Annotated in this window: 16 protein-coding genes and 1 pseudogene; 10 read left to right on the top strand and 7 right to left on the bottom strand. The window is 70.0% G+C overall.

Annotated features, from left to right (window positions below; all coding sequences use genetic code 11):
* Positions 1–105: 105 nt before the first annotated feature.
* Positions 106–2,052: a DNA topoisomerase (ATP-hydrolyzing) subunit B gene (gyrB, locus tag ACPXBU_RS05820; protein ID WP_393365084.1), complete on the bottom strand. Its 1,947-nt coding sequence runs from the start codon at positions 2,050–2,052 to the stop codon at positions 106–108.
* Positions 2,053–2,575: 523 nt separating this feature from the next.
* Here gyrB and ACPXBU_RS05815 point away from each other — a divergent pair.
* Positions 2,576–3,130: a hypothetical protein gene (locus tag ACPXBU_RS05815; RefSeq protein ID WP_393365082.1), complete on the top strand. Its 555-nt coding sequence runs from the start codon at positions 2,576–2,578 to the stop codon at positions 3,128–3,130.
* Here ACPXBU_RS05815 and ACPXBU_RS05810 read toward each other — a convergent pair.
* Positions 3,115–3,645, bottom strand: a complete 531-nt coding sequence (locus ACPXBU_RS05810; protein ID WP_425756960.1) for a MarR family winged helix-turn-helix transcriptional regulator — start codon at positions 3,643–3,645, stop codon at positions 3,115–3,117. The genes ACPXBU_RS05815 and ACPXBU_RS05810 overlap by 16 nt on opposite strands.
* 118 nt (positions 3,646–3,763) lie before the next feature.
* On the opposite strand from ACPXBU_RS05810, the gene ACPXBU_RS05805 reads away from it, so the two are divergent.
* Entirely contained in the window at positions 3,764–3,988 is a 225-nt protein-coding gene (locus tag ACPXBU_RS05805) for a hypothetical protein (RefSeq protein WP_393365078.1), read from the top strand.
* Between the two features lie 9 nt (positions 3,989–3,997).
* Here ACPXBU_RS05805 and ACPXBU_RS05800 read toward each other — a convergent pair whose 3' ends face one another.
* The 5 genes from ACPXBU_RS05800 to dnaA all read right to left on the bottom strand — a co-directional run bounded on the left by ACPXBU_RS05800 (position 3,998) and on the right by dnaA (position 10,397).
* Positions 3,998–4,612 (bottom strand): DUF721 domain-containing protein, encoded by a 615-nt coding sequence (locus tag ACPXBU_RS05800; RefSeq protein WP_425756958.1) that lies wholly within the window; start codon positions 4,610–4,612, stop codon positions 3,998–4,000.
* Positions 4,602–5,735, bottom strand: coding sequence for a DNA replication/repair protein RecF (recF, locus tag ACPXBU_RS05795; protein ID WP_393365074.1), 1,134 nt, complete (start codon positions 5,733–5,735; stop codon positions 4,602–4,604). The genes ACPXBU_RS05800 and recF overlap by 11 nt, the downstream gene beginning before the upstream one ends.
* Positions 5,736–5,751: 16 nt before the next feature.
* A complete protein-coding gene (gene gnd / locus ACPXBU_RS05790) occupies positions 5,752–6,624 on the bottom strand; it encodes a phosphogluconate dehydrogenase (NAD(+)-dependent, decarboxylating) (RefSeq protein ID WP_425756956.1) in 873 nt (290 codons plus the stop codon).
* Between the two features lie 40 nt (positions 6,625–6,664).
* Positions 6,665–7,798 carry a DNA polymerase III subunit beta gene (gene dnaN, locus ACPXBU_RS05785; RefSeq protein WP_393365070.1) on the bottom strand — a complete coding sequence of 378 codons (1,134 nt, stop codon included), beginning with the start codon at positions 7,796–7,798 and terminating at the stop codon, positions 6,665–6,667.
* Positions 7,799–8,570: 772 nt separating this feature from the next.
* The gene (gene dnaA / locus ACPXBU_RS05780; RefSeq protein ID WP_393365068.1) at positions 8,571–10,397 is read right to left on the bottom strand and encodes a chromosomal replication initiator protein DnaA; all 1,827 of its coding nucleotides are present in this window, start codon (positions 10,395–10,397) and stop codon (positions 8,571–8,573) included.
* Positions 10,398–11,029: 632 nt separating this feature from the next.
* Between dnaA and rpmH the strand changes: the two genes are divergently transcribed.
* From rpmH to ACPXBU_RS05740, 8 genes and pseudogenes are all read left to right on the top strand, one after another.
* Complete coding sequence (gene rpmH, locus ACPXBU_RS05775; protein ID WP_007453904.1) at positions 11,030–11,167, top strand: 50S ribosomal protein L34; 138 nt, start codon at positions 11,030–11,032, stop codon at positions 11,165–11,167.
* A gap of 33 nt (positions 11,168–11,200) precedes the next feature.
* Positions 11,201–11,617, top strand: coding sequence for a ribonuclease P protein component (gene rnpA, locus ACPXBU_RS05770; RefSeq protein WP_425756954.1), 417 nt, complete (start codon positions 11,201–11,203; stop codon positions 11,615–11,617).
* On the top strand, positions 11,614–11,904 hold the full coding sequence (yidD, locus tag ACPXBU_RS05765) for a membrane protein insertion efficiency factor YidD (protein ID WP_393365064.1): 291 nt from the start codon (positions 11,614–11,616) through the stop codon (positions 11,902–11,904). The genes rnpA and yidD overlap by 4 nt, the downstream gene beginning before the upstream one ends.
* A gap of 2 nt (positions 11,905–11,906) precedes the next feature.
* On the top strand, positions 11,907–12,902 hold the full coding sequence (yidC, locus tag ACPXBU_RS05760; protein ID WP_393365062.1) for a membrane protein insertase YidC: 996 nt from the start codon (positions 11,907–11,909) through the stop codon (positions 12,900–12,902).
* Positions 12,903–13,113: 211 nt separating this feature from the next.
* Complete coding sequence (locus tag ACPXBU_RS05755; protein WP_425756951.1) at positions 13,114–13,737, top strand: protein jag; 624 nt, start codon at positions 13,114–13,116, stop codon at positions 13,735–13,737.
* Between the two features lie 142 nt (positions 13,738–13,879).
* Positions 13,880–14,590, top strand: coding sequence for a 16S rRNA (guanine(527)-N(7))-methyltransferase RsmG (gene rsmG / locus ACPXBU_RS05750; protein ID WP_425757540.1), 711 nt, complete (start codon positions 13,880–13,882; stop codon positions 14,588–14,590).
* Positions 14,591–15,195: 605 nt separating this feature from the next.
* Positions 15,196–16,167 carry a ParA family protein gene (locus ACPXBU_RS05745; RefSeq protein WP_393367011.1) on the top strand — a complete coding sequence of 324 codons (972 nt, stop codon included), beginning with the start codon at positions 15,196–15,198 and terminating at the stop codon, positions 16,165–16,167.
* Between the two features lie 195 nt (positions 16,168–16,362).
* Positions 16,363–17,208 (top strand): annotated as a pseudogene (locus tag ACPXBU_RS05740) (ParB/RepB/Spo0J family partition protein); the annotation flags it as partial.
* Positions 17,209–17,221: the final 13 nt, after the last annotated feature.

The following is a 17,221-nucleotide window of genomic DNA, read 5'->3' as shown; positions in this document are numbered from 1 at the left end:
GGTTTTTTTTTTATCCCCCCGGGTGGGTCACCCGGCCCCGGGGGTTTAAAGGGGGGGGCCGGGGGGGGGGGGGGGGCCCCCCCCCGCCCCCTCCACCGCAGTCCGTCAGATGTCCAGGAACCGGACGTCCTTGGCGTTGCGCTGGATGAACGACCGCCGCGCCTCGACGTCCTCACCCATCAGCACGCTGAACAACTCGTCGGCGGTCGCCGCGTCGTCGAGCGTGACCTGACGCAGGGTACGCGTGGCCGGGTTCATAGTGGTTTCCCACAGCTCGGGATAGTTCATCTCGCCGAGGCCCTTGAAGCGCTGGATGTCGTCCGGCTTCGCGTTCGGCTTCTTCTGCTGGCGCAGCGCGATCAGCCCGTCCCGCTCGCGGTCGGAGTAGGCGTACTGCGCGTCGTCGCCCTTCTTGTTCCACTTGATCTTGTAGAGCGGCGGGGCCGCCAGGTAGACGTTGCCCATCTCGACAAGCGGCCGCATGAAGCGGAACAGCAGGGTGAGCAGCAACGTCTGGATGTGCTGGCCGTCGACGTCCGCGTCGGCCATCAGCACCACCTTGTGGTACCGCAGCTTCTCCATGTCGAAGTCGTCGTGGATGCCGGTGCCCAGCGCGGTGATCAGCGCCTGGACCTCGTTGTTCTTCAGCACCCGGTCGATCCGGGCCTTCTCCACATTGAGGATCTTGCCGCGGATCGGCAGGATCGCCTGGGTCCGTGGGTCACGGCCCTGCTTGGCCGAGCCGCCGGCCGAGTCACCCTCGACGATGAACACCTCGGACTCGCGCGGGTCGGTCGACTGGCAGTCGGCAAGCTTGCCCGGCATCGAGCCGGACTCCAGCAGCGACTTACGTCGGGCCAGCTTGCGCGCCTGCTGCGCGGCGATGCGGGCCCGAGCAGCCTGGGAGGCCTTCGTGATGATCATCTTGGCCTCGGCCGGGTTGCGGTCGAACCAGTCGACGAGCCGGTCGTTGCAGACCCGCTGCACGAAGCTCTTCACCGGGGTGTTGCCCAGCTTGGTCTTGGTCTGGCCCTCGAACTGCGGGTTGGCCAGCTTGACCGAGATGATCGCCGCGAGACCTTCGCGGATGTCCTCGCCGGAGAGCTTCTCGTCGCCCTTGAGCAGCTTCTTGTCGGTGCCGTACCGGTTGACGACGCTCGTCAGCGCCGACCGGAAGCCCTCCTCGTGGGTGCCGCCCTCGTGGGTGTTGATCGTGTTGGCGAAGGTGTAGACCGACTCGCCGTACGACTCGTTCCACTGCATGGCGATCTCGAGGGACATGCCCTCTTCCTCGGCCTCGAACTCGACCACTGTCTTGTGGATCGGGCTCTTGGAGGCGTTGAGGTGCCGGACGAAGTCGGCGATGCCACCCTCGTAGTAGAAGGTGACCTCGCGCTGCCGGCCGTCCTCCTCCTCGGCCACCCGCTCGTCGAGCAGGTGGATGCGCAGGGCGCGGTTGAGGAAGGCCATCTCCTGCAGGCGTCGGTAGATGGTCTGGAAGTCGAAGTCGACGGTCTCGAAGACGTCGGGGTCCGGCCAGAAGGAGACGGCCGAGCCGGTGCGGTCGGTGGTCTCGCCCTTCTCCAGCGGACTCGGCTTGGAGTGGGTGTAGTGCTGCCGCCACACCGAGCCGGACTTGTGGATCTCGACGAACATCTTGGTGGAGAGCGCGTTCACCACGGAGACGCCGACGCCGTGCAGACCGCCGGAGACCGCGTACGCCTTGCCGTCGAACTTGCCGCCCGCGTGCAGGATGGTCAACGCGACCTCGACACCCGGCTTCTTGAGCTTCGGGTGGAGGTCGACCGGGAAACCGCGGCCGTTGTCGGTGACCCGCACGCCGCCGTCGGCGAGCAGCACCACGTCGATGGTGTCGCAGTATCCGGCGAGGGCCTCGTCCACCGCGTTGTCGACGACCTCCCAGACGAGGTGGTGCAGACCGCGCTCGCCGGTGGACCCGATGTACATACCGGGGCGCTTGCGAACCGCCTCCAGCCCCTCGAGAACGGTGATCGACTCTGCGCCGTACTCCTGCTTGTCCTGCGCTGCCACCCTCGGCCACTTTCTCGCGTCAGCCGCGCCGGTAGGGGCGCGTCGGGCGCGGGTTCGGCGGACAGGACGCGACGTCGGCGCGTGGACCGGTGCCGGAGACCTCCGGACAGCGGGTCGAACGCGCCGGTCGCCGCGGTTGCCCGCGGATCGCGATCGGCTCGACCCGACGTGGAGAATGAACCTGGGGCCAACTGGCCCCGTCCCTCTCCCGCACCGGGTCTTCGTCTCACCGTCAATCCTACTGTGCGCGGGGGACAGAACCACCACTCGGCACCCTCAGAGAGGCTGCTGAGAAGTCCGTAGCCGGCAGAACCCCGTTGCCCGCGACTCCCCCCACACGCCAAGGTCCGATCGCACGCGCCGTCCCCGAACGGGTTGACCCGCGCTCGGGCGGGTCGGGGGTCGCGGCCGGAGCCTCAGTGCCGTACGTTTGCGGCGCTCCGGAACCAGGCTTGATCTTTACCGGCCGGAACCGGGACGATCGACCCGATCGACCCGACACGTGCTCTCTAAGAGGTGACAGATGGGGCTGGACAACGTCGCGGTGCACTGGCCGCGTACCGGCCGCTTCTACGATCCGGTCGCGCCGGCCGAGTTCGTCGACTTCGGCGAGATCGTCGACCTGCCGCGCATCTCCGCGCCGACGGCGGCGCTGGCCGAGCTGATCGCGAAGACCGGCACCATCCGGGCGACCGCGTACACCGAGTTGGTGGATCTGCTGCTCGGCCTGGAAGGTGTGTTGTACGCCACAGACGCCGCCGCCGAGGACGAGGACCCGGTGATCGACCCGGACGGCTGCTCCTGGATCGCCAGCGGCATCGAGCGATTCGTGGCCGGGCACCGGGCGCACGGTGAGGCGGTCACCTTCGACTCGGTGAGCACGGTGCTGCGCTCGTTGCTCGGCGACGGCAGGCTGGCCGAGCAGCAGCTGCGGTGGCTGGAGACCCGACTCGACGCGCTGCGCGACGAGCGCGGTGACCCGCCGCAGTGGAACTTCACCTGCGCCGAGTTGGGCGTGCTCGCCGCCTTCTACAGGCGCTGCGCGGAGCGTGGTTTCGCCGTCTACGCCGACGCCTGACCCGCCGCGCCGGTGCCCGCCGCGCCGGTGCCCGCCGCGCCGGTCTCCGCCGCGGGCTGGTCGCTGCCCGGTCGGTTGGCGGCGGCGATCACCTGGGTGAGCACCGCGTGCAGGTGTTGCAGGTCCTCGACGGGCAGCCCGAGTCGCCGCACGATCGCGGCCGGGATCAGCTCCGCCTGGCTCCGCAGCGCGGCGCCACTGGCGGTGAGGGTGACGGCGAGGCTGCGCTCGTCGCCGGGGTCGCGTTCCCGGCGTAGGTAGCCGGCCGCTTCGAGCCGCTTGAGCAGGGGTGAGAGCGTGCCCGGGTCGAGCTGCAACAGGCGGCTGAGGTCGCGACCGGACAGCGGCGCGTGCTGCCAGAGCGCCAGCATGACCAGGTACTGCGGATGGGTGAGCCCCATCGGTTCCAGGAGTGGCCGGTAGACGGCCACCACGCTGCGTGCGGCCACCGACAGGGCGAAGCAGACCTGCTGCTCCAGCGCCAACGGGTCGACGCGATCCGGTCGTTCGTTCATCGGTTGCTCTCCCCAGGCACGGTGACTACTCTACCGATCATTGGTGTACCAACCATTGGCACCCCAATCATCTGCTCGTGCGGCGGGCGGACGAACGCGAAGCGGGAAAGGGCGGCAGATGAGCGAGGACGGCGCGGTCAGCAGGGCCCCGGGCGAGGGCGGCCGACTCCTGAGCTGGGCCTTTCGGCACCTCGCCGGCCCGGCCGAGGGTGTCCAGGGTGCGGTGCAGGGCGGCTCGACCGAGGCCCGGGAGGCGTGGAAACGCGACCTGGCCGAACGCAAGCGCTACACCCGGGAACAGCGCGAACGCAGGCGAGCGGCCCGCGAGGCCCGCAACGGCTGAGGAGCCGCCTCAGCCGTACGTGTCGCGGGGGCCCCGGCCGCGTACCCGGCGTGGCCCCTTCCCCCAGGAGGGCGCGGCCGGGCCGTGGATGTGCAGCTTGCGCACCACGTTGTGGCCGACCTCGCTGGCGATCTGCTTGAGCAGCGATCCGGCGAGCAGACGCAACTGGGTCGCCCACGCGGTCGAACGCGCCTCCACGGTCAGCTCGCCGTTCTCCAGCTTGACCGGGCGACTGTGCTGGGCGACCTCCGCGCCGACGACCCGCTCCCAGGCGCCGAACACGGTGGCCTCCGCCGCCGGCTGCTGCCAGCCCCGCGCCTTCACCAGCCGGTTGAGCACCGCGCTGAGCGGCTGCGGATCGCGGGGGTCGGGGCCGGGCCCGGAGTAGCCGCGCAACCGCCGCCCCGACCCGCCGGCCGCGTCGCCGCCCGCGCCACCGGTGGTACGCCGGGCACGGGCCGCCGCCTGCCGGCGGGACAGCGCCGCGTCGAGCACCGCCCGAGCCAGCTCCGGCCCGGCGGCCGCCGCCGGCTCACCGCCGGTCGCTTCCACCTTCGGGGTACGCGCGGCTGCGGAGTCACCCTTGCCGGTCTCCGGTCGTCCGGGGCGTGGCTCATCCGACACGGTGTACCGTCCCTTCGCCGACCTGGTAGCGGGTGCCGCGCAGAGCCGCTGGCACATCATCGTCCACGGCGCAGGTGACGAGCAGTTGACTCGCCCCGCCGACCAGCTCCGCCAGCCGTTCCCGGCGGCCGGTGTCCAGCTCCGCGAAGACGTCGTCGAGCACCAGGACCGGCTCGATCCCGTCGGCGCGCAGCAGGTCGTACCCGGCCAGCCGCAGCGCGAGCGCGAACGACCAGGACTCGCCGTGGCTGGCGTACCCCTTGGCGGGCAGCGGGCCGAGGGCCAGCGCCAGCTCGTCACGGTGGGGACCGACGAGTGTGGTGCCCCGTTCGATCTCGGCGGAGCGGGACGCGGCCAGTGCGGTGGTCAGCGCGTCGGCCAGCGCGGCCCGGTCGGTGGTCGGCTCGGCCAGCTCGATCGAGGGTCGGTAGGCGATGCTCGCCGCGCCCCGGCCGGCGGCCACCGCGTCGTACGCCTTGGCGACGTGCGGGGTGAGCGCGGCCACGAGTTCCAGTCGACCGGCGAGCAGCTCCGCGCCGTGCTGGGCCAGGTGGGTGTCCCAGACGGCGAGGGTGCCGAGGTCACCGCCGCGGGTCCCGCCGGTCTTGCGGGCCAGGTACGCGGTGCGCAGCAGGGCGTTGCGCTGCTTGACCACCCGCTCGTAGTCGGCCCGCACGCCCGCGTACCGGGGCTGCCGGTTGACCAGCAGGTCGTCCAGGTAGCGGCGGCGCTCGGACGGGTCGCCCCGGACCAACTCAAGGTCTTCCGGGGCGAAGAGCACGAGTCGCAGGGCACCGAGCACGTCCCGGGCCCGCCGCGCCGGCGAGCGGCCCAGCCGGGCCCGGTTGGCCTTGCCGGGCACGATCTCCAACTCGACGAGGAGCTCCCGACCGTCGTGCACCACCGCGCAGCGGATCACCGCGGCGGTGGCGCCCATCCGGACCAGCGGAGCGTCGGTGGCGACCCGGTGTGAGTCCAGGGTCGCCACGTAGCCCAGCGCCTCGACGAGGTTCGTCTTGCCGACGCCGTTGGGGCCGGTCAGGACGTTCGCCCCCGGCTGGAGGTCGACGGCCACCCGCTCGTACGAGCGGAAGTCGACAAGTTCCAGCCGGTGGACATACACAGGTTGTGGATACCGCTCAGCGCTTGTGGACGGCGTGGCCACCGAACTGCTGACGCAGCGCGGAGACGGCCTTCATGGTGGGCGAGTCGTCCTGCCGCGAGGTGAACCGGGCGAACAGCGACGCGGTGATGACGTTCAGCGGCACCCCCAGCCGGACCGCCTCGTCGACGGTCCACCGGCCCTCGCCGGTGTCCTCGGTGTAGCCGCTCAGGTCGGCCAGCTCCGGGTCCTCGTCGAGCGCCCGGTCCAGCAGGTCGAGCAGCCAGGAACGGACGACTGTGCCCTCCCGCCAGGACTTGATGACGCCCGGCACGTTCGTCACCAACTCCGAGGCCGCCATCAGCTCGTAGCCCTCGGCGTAGGCGTGCATCAGGCCGTACTCGATGCCGTTGTGCACCATCTTCGAGTAGTGCCCGGCGCCGACCGGCCCGGCGTGCACGAAACCGAACTCGCCCTCCGGCTTGAGCGCGCCGAAGATCGGCATCAGGCGGTCCACGTGCTCCTGGGCGCCGCCGACCATCAGCCCGTAGCCGTTCTGCCGACCCCAGACGCCGCCGGAGACGCCGACGTCGACGTAGCCGATGCCCCGCTCGTCGAGCCGCTCGGCGCGGGGTGCGTCGTCGCTGAAGCGCGAGTTGCCGCCGTCGATGATGATGTCGCCCTCGCCGAGCACCTCGGCCAGTTCGTCGATGGTGGCGTCGGTGACACCGGCGGGCACCATGACCCAGACCGCGCGGGGCGACTCAAGCTTCTCAGCCAGGCCCGCGAGGCTCGTCACGTCGCTGATCTGCGCGTTGTGGTCGAAGCCGACAACGTCGTGACCAGCGGCGCGCAACCGCTCCCGCATGTTGCCGCCCATCCGGCCGAGTCCTACAAGGCCGAGCTGCATGTGTTTCTACCTCCGTGGATCTGGGTGTTGCTGGGCGCGATCAGCGCGAGACGCGGATCGGCATGATGAGGTACCGGTACCCCGGAATGACCTCTCCATCCTCGCCGGCGGGCGAGATCACCGCGGGCTTGAAGGCGTCGACGAACGAGAGCACGGCGGTCTGGGAACCGAGGTTGGCCAGGCCGTCGATGAGGTACTGCGGGTTGAAGCCGATGGTCAGCGCGTCACCGGTGAAGGTGGCCTCCATCGCCTCGCTGGCCCGCGCCTCCTCGGAACCGCCCGCCTCGACCACCAGGCCGTCGGCGCTGAAGCTCAGCAGCACCGGGGTGGTCCGCTCGGCGACGAGCGCGACCCGCTTGACCACCTCGATGAGGGTGCTCACCGAAACCCGGGCGGCGGCGTTGTGGGTGGCCGGGAAGAGCGAACGGACCGGCGGGTAGTTGGCGCCGTCGAGCAGGCGGCTGGTGGTGCGCCGGGTGCCGCCGGCCAGGCCGACCATGCCCTCTCCGGCAGCGCCCTGGGCGAGGGCGAGGGTGACCTCGCCGCCCAGCGGCCCGAGGGCCTTGGCGGTGTCGTTCAGGGTGCGGGCGGGCACCAGGGCGTTGATGCTCACCTCGGGGTCGTCCGGCTGCCACTGGATCTCGCGCAGCGCCAACCGGTAGCGGTCGGTGGCGAGCATCGACAGGGTGTTGCCGGAGAGCTCGACGCGGACGCCGGTCATCATCGGCAGCGTCTCGTCCCGGCCGGCGGCGATGGCCACCTGCGACACCGCGGTGGCGAACGCGGCGGCGTCGACGGTGCCGGCGCTCTGCGGCATCTCGGGCAGCGCGGGGTAGTCCTCCACCGGCATGGTGGGCAGGGTGAACCGGGCGCTGCCACAGACCAGCTCGAGGTGGGCGCCGACCGCGGCGATGTCCACCGGCTTGGCCGGCAGCGCCTTGGTGATCTCGGCGAGCAGGCGGCCGGAGACGAGGGCGGCGCCGTCGGCGTCACCATGCACCTCGACGGTCACCTGGCTGGAGACCTCGTAGTCGAACCCGGAAACCCGCAGGTTGCCGTCGGTGACCCGGAGCATCACCCCGGCGAGCACCGGTACGGATGGCCGGTTGGGCAGGCTCTTCGCGGTCCACGCCACGGCCTCGGCGAGCGCGTCGCGCTCCACTCGGAACTTCATCAATGCCTCCGCGTCGACGTCAGCGACAACTCTCTCATGCCGACCGCTGCCTACCGTCCCGCCCGACCGTGCGGGTACCCATCGCACCTTAGGGCGCGGGGGTATCGGCTGTGCGCCCGACCCCATGTTTCGTGTCGGTGCCGACCTGTCGATCGGGCAGCGTTCGGCACGATCCACAGAAAGCCCAACGGTGATGATTGGTTTTTGTTCTCTTAGAAGAGATAACTCATCGTCTTCATCGCACCTGTGCAAACTGTGGAAAACCCGGGTTTGCGCAGCTCAGACAGGTTATCTACAGGTGATTTACCTGTGGAGAACCGGGGGTACAACCGGCTTGCCTGTCCACAGCCCGATCTCGGCGCTCGGTTGTCCACCGTTGTCCACCGGTTGTCCACCGGTAATCCACCGACTTTCTCCCCAAGCCTGTGGACGACGATGAAGATCACCATTGCCGTCATCCCCAGAACCTTCAACAGCTCGTACACAGGTCGACTGTCGTCGGTGGAAAACCTGACGGTTGTCCCCAGGCGTCCACAGCTCCGTACACAGGGTTTCTCCACAGCCTGTGGGTAACCGGAGATGGACGGACCGTAGTTATCCACCGACGGTGGACAACGAGCTGTGGACAACGAGTGGGAGTCGAGGCGGTCACGGCCTCCATGCTGTGGCCTACACCATGTCGAGAGTCCAGGTGGAGGACCGAAAAACGCCCGACCGGAGATCCGGTCGGGCGTTTCCTGGGCTGCGTGCCGCCGCCGCGGCGGCGTACGCCTCAGCTGTTCTGCTTGATCCGGTTGGTCAGCTCGGCGATCTGGTTGTAGAGCGAGCGACGCTCCGCCATCTGCTGACGGATCTTCCGGTCGGCGTGCATCACCGTGGTGTGGTCCCGGCCGCCGAAGGCCTGCCCGATCCGGGGCAGCGACAGCTCGGTCAACTCCCGACACAGGTACATGGCCACCTGCCGAGCGTTCACCAGCACCCGGGACCTGGACTGACCGCGCAGGTCCTCCAGGCTCACCCCGAAGTAGTCGGCGGTCGAAGCCATGATCTGGTCGGCGTTGATCTCCGGCCCGGCGCCGTCGGGCATGAAGTCCCGGAGCACCTCCTCGGCCAGGGACAGCTCGACTGTCGACCGGGTCAGGCTGGCGAACGCCGTCACCCGGATCAGGGCGCCCTCCAGTTCCCGGATCGAGTTCGACACCCGCGAGGCGATGAACTCCAACACGTCCGGCGGGGCGTACATCCGCTCCTGCGCCGCCTTCTTCTGCAGGATCGCGATCCGCGTCTCCAGGTCCGGTGGCTGGATGTCGGCCAGCAGCCCCCACTCGAACCGGGTACGCATCCGGTCCTCGAGGGTGGCGAGCTGACGCGGCGACCGGTCGGAGGTGATCACGATCTGCTTGTTGGCGTTGTGCAGGGTGTTGAAGGTGTGGAAGAACTCCTCCTGCGTACGCTCGCGGTTCTCCAGGAACTGGATGTCGTCGATCAGCAGGATGTCGACGTCGCGGTAGCGCCGCTGGAACGCGCTCGTCTTGTCGTCCCGGAGCGAGTTGATGAAGTCGTTCGTGAACTCCTCGGTCGAGACGTACCGGACCGAGCGGGCGTTGCCGAGCGTCGTGGCGTAGTGCCCGATGGCGTGCAGCAGGTGCGTCTTGCCCAGCCCGGAGTGCCCGTAGATGAAGAGCGGGTTGTACGCCTTCGCCGGTGACTCCGCCACCGCCACGCTCGCGGCGTGGGCGAACCGGTTGGACGACCCGATGACGAACGTCTCGAACATGTACTTCGGGTTGAGTCGGTTGCCGCCGGTGTCGGCGCCGGGCAGCCGGCGATCGTCGCGGCCACCGGCCCGGTGGTCGACTCCGCTGCGCCCCGGGCCGCTGTCCGTGCCGCTGTCGCGGGGCATCGAGCGGATCACGTGCTGGTCGCGTGGCGACCCCGAATCTTCCCGGTAGCGCGGCTCGTAGGGCCGGGTGTCCGGGCCGGGCGGGTCGAGGCGGGCGGCCTGCTCGTCGTAGCCGCGCCGGTCCGGCCCTGGTCGGGGCGACCGCATCGGCTCCGCGAAGGAGGCGCTGAACAGCGCCTCCTGCCCGTCCCGGCTGGCGGGGATCATCCCGGGACGATGCGCGTCGACGCTCGGCGCGAGCGGCGGACCCGCGGGTGCGGGTGGCGCGACCGGCTCGGAGGTCCGCGGCGCGTGTGACTGCTCAGGGATCATGCTGTCGGCGTGCGCTCGTGCGCCGTGGTCGTCGAAGGGCGCGGCAGCCGGACCCTCGACGTCGAACGGGCTGGTCTCCGGGGCGCTGCGGTAGACGGTGCCGGCTGGTCGGCCCGTGGCATCCTCGGCCACCCGGACGGTGACCGCCACCTGGATCGGCCGGCCGAGCCGGCGGGTGAGCGCCTCGGTGATCGCCGGGCGTAGCCGTGACTCGATCACGTCGCGGGTGAACGCGTCCGGGACGGAGAGCAGCGCGGTGTCCTCGACGATCGCCCGCAGCCGGGTCAGTCGGAGGTAGGCGCGCTGCTGAGCAGAGATGATCTCGTCGGCAAGCTCGTCGGTCGCCGCTAACCACACTGCGGCAAGGTCGGTCGTACCGGCCACCGTCGTGCCACCCCCTCGCTTCTGCTCCCGGCCGCCGCTGTCTGCCAGCCGGCCATCCCGGGCCCGCCGCGTTCGCGGGTGGAACAACACCCCACCCGGTCGGCCGACCGGTGGTCATCCACAAGTTATCCACAGCCTGTGTACCGACCGATTGTGGCCGCTGCCGGACGCGGGTGGGACCTGCCCCCTGCCTGACCGGGCGCTGAAGCGGGTTCACCGTGCCGAACGATTCACTACCTTGTCCGGTCTTGCCTGCGCGACGACCGGCGCTTGAAGACGCTCACCGCAATCGGGCACGGTAACAGCGTTGTCCCTGCGCCATCAACCGGCGACGCGGCGACACCCTTGTCGGCATCAGCGAAAACCACCCCTCGGCCTCGGGCGCGTCCTGTTGGCCGCTCCTCGGGGTGTTTGACGGTCATTGCCCCCCTGCGTAGGCTGGAACGGTTGCTTTCTCGCCCTCTGCTAGGGTGATGGGTGCTTGCTGTCCGCGGTCGCATTCCCCCGCATCGTCGAGGTCCCGCACCGCCGGACAGCACCGATCGGAGGCCACCGTCGAGGTGGCCTGGACACCACCACACGACCCCGGCGATCCCGTCGCGCGGGGCGCGTACGAAAACGGAGAGCCTGACGTGAGCAAGCGCACCTACCAGCCGAACAACCGCCGGCGCGCGAAGACCCACGGCTTCCGGCTGCGCATGCGCACCCGTGCCGGCCGTGCCATCCTCTCGAGCCGTCGCGCCAAGGGTCGCACCACCCTGTCGGCCTGAGCCGACCGGGCCGGTCAGGGGACGTGAGCAGTCGTGCTGGCCGCCGCGCAGCGACTGCGGCGCAGCACTGACTTCGCCGCAGCGGTTCGCGGTGGCCGACGCGTCGGACGTGGCGCCGTCGTGGTCCACCTGACCGTGCCGGTGGTCGCCGACCCCAACCTTTCGACCTCGTCGGAGCCGGTGCGGGACGACAGTGCGGAGCAGTCACCCGCGCCGTCCCGCGCCGGCTTCGTCGTGTCCAAGGCCGTCGGCAACGCGGTGATCCGCAACCGGGTCAAGCGTCGGCTGCGGGCCCTGGTCCAGGATCGGCTGACCGCCCTGCCCGCCGGCAGCACCCTCGTCGTCCGGGCGCTGCCCGCAGCGGCGGAGGCGTCGTACCCCCGCCTCGCCACGGACCTGGACGCCGCCATCGCGGTCGCCCGGTCCCCCCGCGAGCGGCGGTCCCGATGACAGGTGCCGAGGAGACCAACCCACGTCCGCGGACAACCGGTGCCAAGGTGCTGATCGCGCCCATCATCGCGTACCGTCGGTGGATAAGTCCGGCGTTGCCGGCCCGCTGTCGGTTCTACCCGTCGTGCAGCGCGTACGCCCAGGAGGCGGTCGCTCGGCACGGCGCGCTCCGGGGAGCCGCGCTGGCGGTCCGGCGGCTGTTGCGCTGCCACCCCTTCCACCCTGGTGGGTATGACCCGGTGCCGGAGCCGGGCGGCCGCCGTCGTGCTGATGTGACTGGAGCCTGAGAGTGGACTTTAGCCTCGACTGGATCTACTACGCGATCTCGTGGATCCTGCTGACCTGGCACTCCGCCTGGGACGCCATCGGGGTGCCGGTTGGTGCGGTGATCGGCACCAACTTCGCCTGGATCCTGTCCATCATCTTCCTGGTGGTCACCGTCCGGGTGATCCTGTTCCCGGTCTTCGTCAAGCAGATCAAGTCCCAGCGGGCGATGCAGGCGCTCCAGCCCAAGGTCAAGGAGCTTCAGGAGAAGCACAAGGGTGACCGGGAGACGCTCCAGAAAGAAATGATGGAGCTCTACAAGAAGGAGAAGGCCAACCCGCTGATGGGTTGCCTTCCGATGTTCCTTCAGATCCCGGTCTTCCTGGGTCTCTTCCACACGTTGAAGCGGCTGGACCCGGCGAACCAGGGCAAGACCCTGTACGGGTGGAGCGTCGACCAGTTCACGAGCGCCTCGCAGGCGAAGCTCTTCACCGCCCCGATCGCCGGCAAGTTCGGCTCGACGGCCGACGAGTTGTCCCGCCTCGGCGCGACCGGCAGCACTGTCAAGATCATTGCCGGCATCCTGGTCCTGATCATGATCGCGACCACCTACCTGACCAGCCGTCAGATGATCCTGAAGACCGGCTGGGCGGAGGACCCGCAGCAGCGGATGATCCAGCGGCTGATGCTCTACGGCATCCCGGCGTCGCTGCTGATCTCCGGCGCGATCTTCCCGATCGGCGTCATCATCTACTGGGTCACCAACAACCTCTTCACCCTCGGCCAGCAGCAGTGGGTGCTGCGGAAGTTCCCGCCGCCGGTGACCGCCAAGAAGGCCGTCGCCCCCGCGGCGACGCGCAACCCGGTGCAGCCCGCCAAGTCCGGTGGTCTGTTCGGTCGTGGCAAGGCGGCCCCGCCGGCGCCGGTCAAGGCGACCGCGCCCAAGGTGGCCGGGCCGAAGCCAGGGGCCAAGCCGGTGAACAACCCGAAGAAGAGCCGTCCCGCCAAGCGGCAGGGCTGACCTGTGCGGGCCGTCGCCGGGTGACCGGCGGCGGCCCGTGCCGCACCGTGCAGCCGCCGTCCGGTGGCGCCGAGCGGAACCGACCGCGCATCCTGCGGCCACGGGCGACACTGCCCGTACAGACGTGCCCGCGGGCACCGGCGACCTCCCGCCGGCCCCGGGAAACCAGTCGGACCCGACGGTCCGGCCGAGCGAGTACGGAGATGAGACCGTGACCGAGACCAGCATCCCCCACGCCGAGCAGTCCCTGGACGAGGAGGAGACCGCAACGCTCGCGGTGGACGGTGACGACGACACCGAGACCGACGACGACAACGCTGCCGACGAGGACACCGACACCGCTGCCGGCGGCAGGGTGAAGAAGGCGGTCAGCGAGAGCGACCTGTTCCGGCAGAGCGAGATCGCGGCCGACTACGTCGAAGGGCTGCTCGACATCCTCGACTACGACGGCGACATCGACGAGTTGGTCGCCGCTGGGCGCCCGATGGTCGAGGTCGTCGGTGAGCGGTTGCAGAACCTGGTCGGCCAGCGGGGGGCCACCCTGGAGGCGCTCCAGGAGCTGACCCGCCTCGCCGTCTTCCGGCAGACCGGGACGCCGAGCCGGCTGCTGCTCGACGTCGGCGGCTACCGGGCGAACCGCCGCAAGGAACTCGCCGCGGTCGCCAAGAACGCCGTCGAGAAGGTCAAGGAGTACGGCGAGCCGGTCCGCCTGGACGCGATGTCCGCGTTCGAGCGCAAGTGCGTGCACGACGTGGTCAACGCCATGTCCGGTGTGGCGAGCGAGTCCGAGGGCGTGGAGCCGAACCGGCGCATCGTCGTACGGCCGGCGGACTGACCGGGTGACCCACGACGACAACACGGCCGACGCCGTGACCGGCCCGGGCGGCACGCCGCTCGGGCCGTCCGCTGTCCAACCCGCAGGGGCCGGCGCCGAATCAGACCGGCTCGACTCCGCCCCGTCGCCTGCCGACGCGGCGGTGCCGCCGGAACTGGCCCCGGCCGCACTCACCCTCTTCGGCGATCGTCTCGACCTGGCCGCCGCGTACGCCGAGCTGTTGGTCACCGACGGCGTGGTCCGCGGTCTGATCGGCCCCCGAGAAGCACCTCGCATCTGGGATCGGCACCTGCTCAACTGCGCCGCGGTCGCCGAGCTGATCCCGTCCGACGCGACAGTTCTCGACGTCGGCTCCGGAGCCGGACTGCCGGGTCTGGTCCTGGCCATCGCGCGCCCGGATCTCACGGTCACCCTGATCGAGCCGCTGGCCCGACGCACGTCGTTCCTGATCGAGGTCGTCGAACGACTCGGTCTGGCCAAGTCGGTGCGGGTGTTCCGCGGTCGGGCGGACGAGGCGGCCACCGGCTCGAGCGGCCGGGAACCGATAAGCGGCGACGTGGTGACCGCCCGAGCGGTCGCGCCACTGGATCGTCTGGCGGGTTGGAGTCTTCCCCTGGCGGTCCGTGGGGGCCGGCTGCTGGCGCTGAAGGGTTCGTCCGCGGCCGCGGAGATCGAGGAGCACGCCGAGGTGGTGGCGCGACTCGGTGGCGGGGAGCCGGCGGTGCGCCTCTGTGGGACCGGGGTGATCGATCCGCCCACCACCGTCGTGGAGATCGTCCGTGAGCGGATGATCGGCCCGGCACGGGTGGCGGCCACCAAGCGCTCCCGGAGCAGCCGCCCCCGCCGACGCTGACACCTCGTGGTACGTGGGCTTCCGGCGGGTGGGTTGCCTCGTTGTACCGGTACGGATGGACGAGGGGATGAGAACCCGACGTGGACCGGCCGCGCCCGTCCGCCGTAGGCTGACCGCGCGTCGATAGTGTGGAGCGGGCGACGGACGTCGCGGGTCTCCGACCGCTCCCGAGAGCCGTACGCTCTGGGTTGCGAGCGTGGGTGTGGCCAAGTTGACCGGGGCGCGGACCGACCATCCGAAGCGGGCAGGGATGACAGGTGCATGACGACGGCAGGTACGACGATCCACGCGTGACCGGGTCGACAGGCGATCCCGTTTCACGTGAAACCGACTACCCGAGCTGGTCGCCCGGTACGACCGGGCCAGCGACCCGACCTACGGACGGCGATCCGCCGGCGTTCGCCGGAGAACAAACGGCTCAACCGACCGGGCCCGACGTCGTGGACCCGGCGGCGGCTCGACGGGCATCGGAGGGGTCGACCCGACCCGCCAATGTCGTCGAGGTGCGGCAGACATTGGGGCGGCGTAACAGCGCGAGGGCTGTTCGCTTCGAGCCGGCGGTCCCGCACCAGCCCAGCGCGGCGGCCGTTCGGGACGCCGCGCCGGTGATCGCCGACCCACCTGTCGCTTCGACCGAGTCGTTGGCTGCCGTGGCGACCGACCCCACGTACGTTTCACGTGAAACCCCGACGCGCGAAGAGGATGACCCACCGTTGGCTATGGAGGCGATGCGCGCCGTGCAGATCCTGAATCCCAGTGGCGAGGTGACCATGCCTCGGCCCGACCGGACCCGGGTCATGTGCGTCGCCAACCAGAAGGGCGGCGTGGGCAAGACCACGACCACCGTCAACCTTGCAGTGGCGCTCGCCCTGCACGGCAACCGGGTGCTCGTGGTGGACCTCGACCCGCAGGGCAACGCCTCCACCGGGCTCAACGTCCCGCACCACACCGGAATCCCGGACGTCTACGACTGCCTGATCAACAGCGTCCCCCTGGCCGAGGTGGCCCAGGCGGTCGAGGGCATCCCCAACCTCTGGTGCGTACCCGCGACCATCGACCTGGCCGGCGCCGAGATCGAGCTGGTGTCGGTGGTGGCACGGGAGTCGCGCCTGGACCGGGCCATCGCTGCCTACCCGGGCGAGTTCGACTACGTCTTCATCGACTGCCCGCCGTCGCTCGGCCTGCTCACGGTCAACGCCCTCGTTGCCGCGCAGGAGGTGCTGATCCCGATCCAGTGCGAGTACTACGCCCTGGAAGGGCTCAACCAGCTGATCAACAACATCAACCTGGTACGCCAACACCTCAACCCGAAGCTCGACGTCTCCACAATCCTCCTGACGATGTACGACAGGCGTACCCGGTTGGCCGACGCCGTCGAGCAGGACGTCCGGAACCACTTCGGCGACAAGGTTCTCCAGGCGGTCATCCCCCGCAACGTCCGGGTCTCCGAGGCACCCAGCTACGGCCAGTCGGTGATGACCTACGATCCCGGTTCGCGGGGAGCCACGAGTTACTTCGAGGCCGCCCAGGAGATTGCCGAGCGAGGCGTCAAGGAGCCGGTGGGCCGGAATGCGTAGTGCGGACGAGTCGCTGGGAGGCGAGGCATGAAGAACCGTCCTCGGGGCGGTCTGGGTAGGGGCCTGGGAGCGCTGATCCCGACCGGGCCGGTGCCGGGTGCCGCCGAGACCGTAACGGCGGAGCCAGAGAGCGAGTACGCGGACGACACCGGCACCCCGGCCATCCCGGCGCCGCCCATCGGGGCGACACTGCACGAGCCGGAGTCCACGCTCAGCCCGGTACCGGGAGCGCGATTCGCCGAGATCTCCGTCGACGCGATCCTGCCCAACCCGAAGCAGCCCCGCCAGGTCTTCGACGAAGAGGCCTTGGAGGAACTCAAGACCTCGATCCAGGAGGTCGGCTTCCTCCAGCCCATCGTCGTCCGGCAGCTCGACGACGAGAAGTACGAGCTGGTGATGGGCGAGCGGCGTTGGCGGGCCGCCCAGGCGGTCGGGCGGGAGAATATCCCGGCGATCATCCGGGACACCCGTGACGACGCCATGCTCCGCGACGCCCTGCTCGAGAACATCCACCGAGCCAACCTGAACCCTCTCGAAGAGGCCGCCGCCTACCAGCAACTGCTGGAGGAGTTCGGGGCCACCCACGAAGAGTTGGCCCGCAGGATCGGCCGGAGCCGCCCGCAGATCTCCAACACGATCCGGCTGCTGAACCTGCCGGCCCAGGTACAGCGCCGGGTCGCCGCGGGGATCCTCTCGGCGGGGCACGCGCGCGCCCTGCTGAGCCTCGACGGCACCGAGGCGCAGGAGCAGTTGGCATTGCGGATCGTGGCGGAGGGCCTGTCCGTTCGGGCGACCGAGGAGATCGTCGCCCTCACGCTCAACGATGGGCCGGCGAAGAACCAAGCCGCGAAGCGCCGGCCGAAGGCGCACGCGCCGGCCCTGACCGATCTCGCCGATCGACTGTCCGACCGGTTCGATACCCGGGTAAAGGTCGACATCGGCCGGAGCAAGGGGAAGATCACCATCGAGTTCGCGACGGTGGACGACCTGGAGCGGATCGTCGGCATCATCGGAGTGCAGCAGGAGGAGAGCGGGGACTGAGCCCGCACCCCCT

It is taken from the genome of Micromonospora sp. DT231, assembly GCF_049847025.1.
In the GTDB taxonomy this organism is placed as follows: domain Bacteria; phylum Actinomycetota; class Actinomycetes; order Mycobacteriales; family Micromonosporaceae; genus Micromonospora.
The sequence above is the reverse complement of the archived record's forward strand: the minus strand, read 5'-3'. Positions and strand labels throughout refer to the sequence as shown.

Bases quoted from the DNA above. Each gene is read 5' to 3' on its own strand.
- ACPXBU_RS05810 (WP_425756960.1), bottom strand. From the start codon at position 3,645: ATGAACGAACGACCGGATCGCGTCGACCCGTTGGCGCTGGAGCAGCAG.
- yidD (WP_393365064.1), top strand. From the start codon at position 11,614: ATGACAGGTGCCGAGGAGACCAACCCACGTCCGCGGACAACCGGTGCC.
- dnaN (WP_393365070.1), bottom strand. From the start codon at position 7,798: ATGAAGTTCCGAGTGGAGCGCGACGCGCTCGCCGAGGCCGTGGCGTGG.
- ACPXBU_RS05815 (WP_393365082.1), top strand. From the start codon at position 2,576: ATGGGGCTGGACAACGTCGCGGTGCACTGGCCGCGTACCGGCCGCTTC.
- ACPXBU_RS05805 (WP_393365078.1), top strand. From the start codon at position 3,764: ATGAGCGAGGACGGCGCGGTCAGCAGGGCCCCGGGCGAGGGCGGCCGA.
- gnd (WP_425756956.1), bottom strand. From the start codon at position 6,624: ATGCAGCTCGGCCTTGTAGGACTCGGCCGGATGGGCGGCAACATGCGG.